Source organism: Streptomyces sp. UW30 (assembly GCF_008042075.1).
GTDB lineage: Bacteria > Actinomycetota > Actinomycetes > Streptomycetales > Streptomycetaceae > Streptomyces.
The window spans coordinates 404,200-408,978 of record NZ_RDBN01000037.1 but is presented as its reverse complement, the minus strand read 5'-3'; the positions used below and the strand labels follow the sequence as shown (position 1 = coordinate 408,978).

4 protein-coding genes are annotated in these 4,779 nt (G+C 71.5%); 2 read left to right on the top strand and 2 right to left on the bottom strand.

All coding sequences use genetic code 11. From position 1 onward, the window contains the following. The first annotated feature begins 272 nt into the window (after positions 1-272). Together EAO75_RS20475 and EAO75_RS20470 are read left to right on the top strand one after the other, a co-directional pair. A complete protein-coding gene (locus EAO75_RS20475; protein WP_147996514.1) occupies positions 273-887 on the top strand; it encodes a DUF4126 domain-containing protein in 615 nt (204 codons plus the stop codon). Between the two features lie 55 nt (positions 888-942). Next, the gene (locus tag EAO75_RS20470) at positions 943-2,487 is read left to right on the top strand and encodes a phytoene desaturase family protein (protein WP_147996513.1); all 1,545 of its coding nucleotides are present in this window, start codon (positions 943-945) and stop codon (positions 2,485-2,487) included. 28 nt (positions 2,488-2,515) lie between these two features. Here the strand turns inward: EAO75_RS20470 and EAO75_RS20465 are convergent, their stop codons facing one another. Further along, positions 2,516-3,466: a hypothetical protein gene (locus EAO75_RS20465; RefSeq protein ID WP_147996512.1), complete on the bottom strand. Its 951-nt coding sequence runs from the start codon at positions 3,464-3,466 to the stop codon at positions 2,516-2,518. A 57-nt stretch (positions 3,467-3,523) separates the two neighbouring features. Beyond that, the gene (gene metF, locus EAO75_RS20460) at positions 3,524-4,447 is read right to left on the bottom strand and encodes a methylenetetrahydrofolate reductase [NAD(P)H] (RefSeq protein WP_147996511.1); all 924 of its coding nucleotides are present in this window, start codon (positions 4,445-4,447) and stop codon (positions 3,524-3,526) included. Between the last annotated feature and the right edge of the window lie 332 nt (positions 4,448-4,779).

The following is a 4,779-nucleotide window of genomic DNA, read 5'->3' as shown; positions in this document are numbered from 1 at the left end:
CCCCTGGACCCCCGTCCGGTCGTTCCCCCGGGTCCCCCGGTCTCACTCCCGCCGACACCAGGCCGGCGGAAGGAGCGGATCCGGGGACGCTCCGTTCCGGCGCCCCGTGTCGCCGGTGCGGAGCCGTTCCCCTTCTCCGTGGCTCCACTCTCTCGTTCACGCAGGTCGCGGCCCATCCGCGCGCGTACTCATCTCGTCGGCTAGGTACGGGTACTCAGAGCTGCGCACTCATCCCCAAGACCCGGTGTTGCCGAGTGGTTACGATCGCCCCCGTGTCTGTACTCCCTTTGGTGTTCACAAGCGGCTGGGCCAGCGGCATCAACGCCTACGCCGTGGTGCTGCTGCTCGGCATATTCGGCGCGACGGGCCTCAGTGACGAGGTGCCCGAGGCACTGCAACGGCCCGACGTCCTGATCGCGGCCGGCGTGCTCTTCCTCTGCGAGGCCGTCGCCGACAAGATTCCGTACGTCGACTCCGCGTGGGACTCGGTGCACACCGTGATCCGGCCGGTGTCGGGCGCGGTCGTCGCGGCGCTGCTCGCCGGACAGAGCGGGTCGGTGCCGGAGCTGGCGGCCGGCGCGGTCGGTGGTTCCACGGCGTTGCTGAGCCACCTGGTCAAGGCCGGGACGCGGATGGCGGTCAACACCTCGCCCGAGCCGTTCACCAACGTCGTGGTGAGCCTCGCCGAGGATCTCGGCGTCGCCGCGATCATCACCTTCGCGATCTTCCACCCCGTCGCGGCGGCCTCCGTCGCGGGCGCCCTGTTGCTCGCCGGGCTGTTCCTGCTCTACTTCCTGGTCTCGCGGATCCGTCGTTTCCTGCGGCGCAGGGCCGAGCGGCGGGCGGAGAAACGGCTCGGCCAGGCGGTGACCCAGCGCGGCGGCTGAGCCGTCTCCCCAGGTCAGTGGGCCGTTGTCAGCAGCGGCCGATAAAGTCCCTGGCATGGCAAGGATTGCGGTGATCGGCGCCGGGATGGGCGCGATGGCGGCCGCTGCCCGGCTCGCCGTCGCGGGCCACCGGGTGGCGGTCTACGAGCGTTCGCAGACGTACGGCGGAGCGGTGCGCCGCTTCGAGCGTGACGGCTTCGCCTTCGACACGGGACCAGGCCTGCTCCCGCTCCCCGCCGTGTACCGCGACCTGTTCGTCAAGACCGGCAAGGAGCCGCTGGAGGCGTGCGTCGAGCTGGTCCAGGTCGACCCGTCCGCGCGGCACGTCTTCGCGGACGGCACCGAGGTGTCCCTGCCGAACGCCTCACGCGCGGGAGTGGTGACCGCCCTGGACGAGGCGCTGGGCGCCGGAGCTGGCGGGCGCTGGGGCGACTTCCTGGTCCGTGCCCGCGAGGCCTGGGACCGCACGCGCAGACCGCTCCTGGAGGAGCCCCTGTGGCCGAACTGGCAGGTGCTGGCCGAGCGCGAGCCCTACCCGTCGGTCCCGCACAAGCGCCTCCTGCGCACCCGCCGGGCCGCCACCCTCGCCGAGGTCGGCGCCTGGGAGCTGCGCGACCCCCGGCTGGTCGCCCTGTTGGAGAGCCACGCGCTGGCGTACGGCCTGGACCCACGCGAGACGCCGGCGAACGGGGCGGTGCTGCCGTACATGGAGCATGCCTTCGGGACCTGGTATGTGCGCGGCGGCATACGGGAGTTGGCGCGGGCCGTGTACGAGCGGTGCGTGGCCAGGAAGGTCGAGTTCCACTTCGGTGCGGAAGTCACCGGGATCCTGGAGAAGGACGGCCGGGCGGCGGGGCTGGAGCTGGCTGGGGGCACCTCCCAGGCTTTCGGCTCTGGGGGAGGGCCGGTGGTGGAGGCCGACTTCGTGGTCTGCGGGGTCGCTCCGGAGGTGCTGGACGGCCTCATGCGGTCAGCGGCGGTGCGCGGCGAGGGCGAGGTGGCGTCCCAGCGCCGGGCGGCGAGTCGGCTGACGGTGCTGCTGGCGTTGCGCGGTGGCCGGCCTCAGGGCACGGCGCACCGCACGGTGGTGCACGCGCAGGACCGCGAGACCGAGCTGGACGCCCTGTTCGGCGCCGCCGGGGGCATGGCCACGCGGCCCACGGTCACCGTCCTGCGGCCCGACGACCCGGCGCTGGTTCCGGACACCGGCCATGAGGCGATCGCGCTCACCTCGACGGTGCCGTCGCAGCCCGACCGGGGCCGGGCGCAGGAGGAGCTCTTCGAGCGGCATGCGGACCATGTGATCGCCGTGGCCGAGAGGGCCGTACCCGATCTGCGCGACCGCCTCCTGTGGCACCAGGTGCGCACCCCGGCCGACATCGCGGAGGTGACCGGCGCGGCCGGCGGAGCGGTTCCGGCTCCGGCGCTGGCCGCGGTCGAGGGGCGTCTGCTGCACGCGTCCAACAGCACGGCCGTGTCCGGCCTGTTCACCGTCGGCGGCTGGTCCCACCCCGGCGGCGGCCTTCCGCACGCCGGCATGTCGGGTGCGCTGGTGGCCGGGCTGATCGTGGAGGGGCCGGAGTTCCAGGGCTCGCAGTGATGTCCGGGTAGCGCCGGCTCACCGGGTGTCAGAAACGGTACTGCTCGTCGTACCCCTGCCCCTGCTGCTGGCCGTTGCCCTGGTACGGGTACTGCGGCTGCTCCGGCGGGAGTTCGCCGCCGTATGCCTCGTCGGTGCGCTGCTGCGGGACGTAGACGCCGCCGGACGGGGTCTCGCCGTAGGTGCCGGTGGCGTACTGGTCCTGGCCGTAGCCCTGCTGGCCGTACTGCTGCTGGCCGTAGGCGTCGTACGAGGCGCCGCCGTAGGTCTGCTGGGCGCCGATGTACGGGTCGGAGTAGGCGGCGTACTGCTGCTGGCCGCCCTGGTCGTAGCCGTACTGCTGCTGGTCGTAACCGGTGTAGCCGTCGTAGCCGTAGCTCTGGTCGGCCGTCGCGTACTGGTCCTGGGGCTGCTGGCCCGCGGCGGCGTAGTTCTGGTCGGCGGCGGCGTAGGCGGGGTCGTTGTATATGCCGTACGAGCCGGTGTCGTCCGGCAGGGGCTGCGGTTCGTAGACGGCGGTCGTCTCCGCGGCCGTGGGCTGTCCGCGGGTGGGCGTGAAGACGTCGTCGCGGTCGTAGTCGTCGTAACCGGCGCCGCCCTGGCCGTATGCGCCTTCGTTGTCCGCGAATCCGCCCTCGGACGCCTCCAGGTCGGAGACCTCCAGGGTCGGCTCCTGGTACTCCGGCTCGTCGCGGCGGCGCTTGTTGGCCAGGGGGCCCAGGGCCGGCGCGGAGACCGCCCAGCCGGCCGAGAAGCCGCGGCGGAACGACAGCGTGACGTAGGTCTGGCCGATCGCGAAGGCGGCCGCGCCCAGACCGATGACGATCACGGACGGGATCAGCACCCCGACCACGACGCCGAGGAACCCGACGAAGGCGAGCAGCCGCCAGCGCAGCCGTGCCTTGTACTGCAGCAGCACCTCGCCCAGCAGCCACAGCGCGACGATGCCGAACGCGATGTAGAGGACCGTCCAGCCCATGTACGCCCCTCTCCCAGTGGCCGCCTACGCAGTGTGACGTATGTCAGGACGGCCGGTCTAGGCCTGCGGTGGGTGGTGCAGGCCCAGGTTTTCGTGAATTTCCAAGGTAGCCGTGGAGTTGTTGAGCGTAATGAAGTGCAGTCCGGGCACTCCCTCGGCCAGCAGCCGCGCGCAGAACTCCGTGGCGAACTCGATGCCAATGGAGCGTACAGCCGCCGGATCGTCCTTTGCTGTGAGGATCCGCTCTTTCAGGGCGGCCGGGAAGCCGGCGTTGGTGAGGGAGGGGATCCGCTCCAGGGTCCTCGCGCTGGCGATCGGCATGATCTCCGGGATGATCGGGGTGTCGCAGCCGGCGGCCGAGACGCGGTCGCGAAGGCGCAGGTAGTCCTCCGGTTCGAAGAACATCTGCGTGATCGCGTAGTCCGCGCCCGCACGGCATTTGTCGACGAAGTGACGGACGTCGGTGTCCCAGTCCGCGGAGCGCGGGTGCATCGCGGGGAAGGCCGCGACACCCACGCAGAAATCGCCGGACGCCTTGATCAGTTCCACGAGCTCGGCGGCGTAGGCGAGGCCCTGCGGGTGCGGCACCCACTCGCCGAGCGGGTCGCCGGGCGGGTCGCCGCGCAGCGCCAGCATGTTGCGGATCCCGGCGTCGGCGTACTGGCCGATGATGTTGCGCAGGTCGGCCACCGAGTGGTCGACGGCGGTGAGGTGGGCGATCGGCGTGAGCGTGGTGTCCGAGGCGATGGCCTCGGTGGCCTTGACCGTGCCGGCGCGGGTGGKMCCACCCGCGCCGTAGGTCACGGAGACGAAGTCGGGTCCGACGGCCTCGACCCGGCGCAGCGCGTTCCAGAGGTTCCGCTCGCCCTTCGGGGTCTTGGGGGCGTAGAACTCGAAGGAATACGTCGTCTTACCGGTCGCGAGCATGTCGCGCACGGTACGAGCGTGGTCCGGTCTGATGGATGCGGTGCCGAGGGCCATACTCGCAGGTTAGCCAGGGGGCACCGGTCCCCCAACCGGGCATCGGACATTTGCCCGATTTGTCGGCTTGTTGTCCACGCCTTGGACAAACAACGGCCGAACAGAGCCCCAAGTCTCCAGGAATTCACTGGCGCGCTGACCACAGGCTGAGACGCCACCTCGCAGGGACCGAGGGACGGCCGGAAGGGCGAACCGCCCGAGCCGCCCTACACCTGCCGCAGCCGCTTGGCGAACTCCGCCGCCGCGGCGGCGGAGTTCGCCAAGCGGCTGCGGCAGGTGTAGGGCGGCTCGGGCGGTTCGCCCTTCCGGCCGTCCCTCGGTCCCTGCGAGGT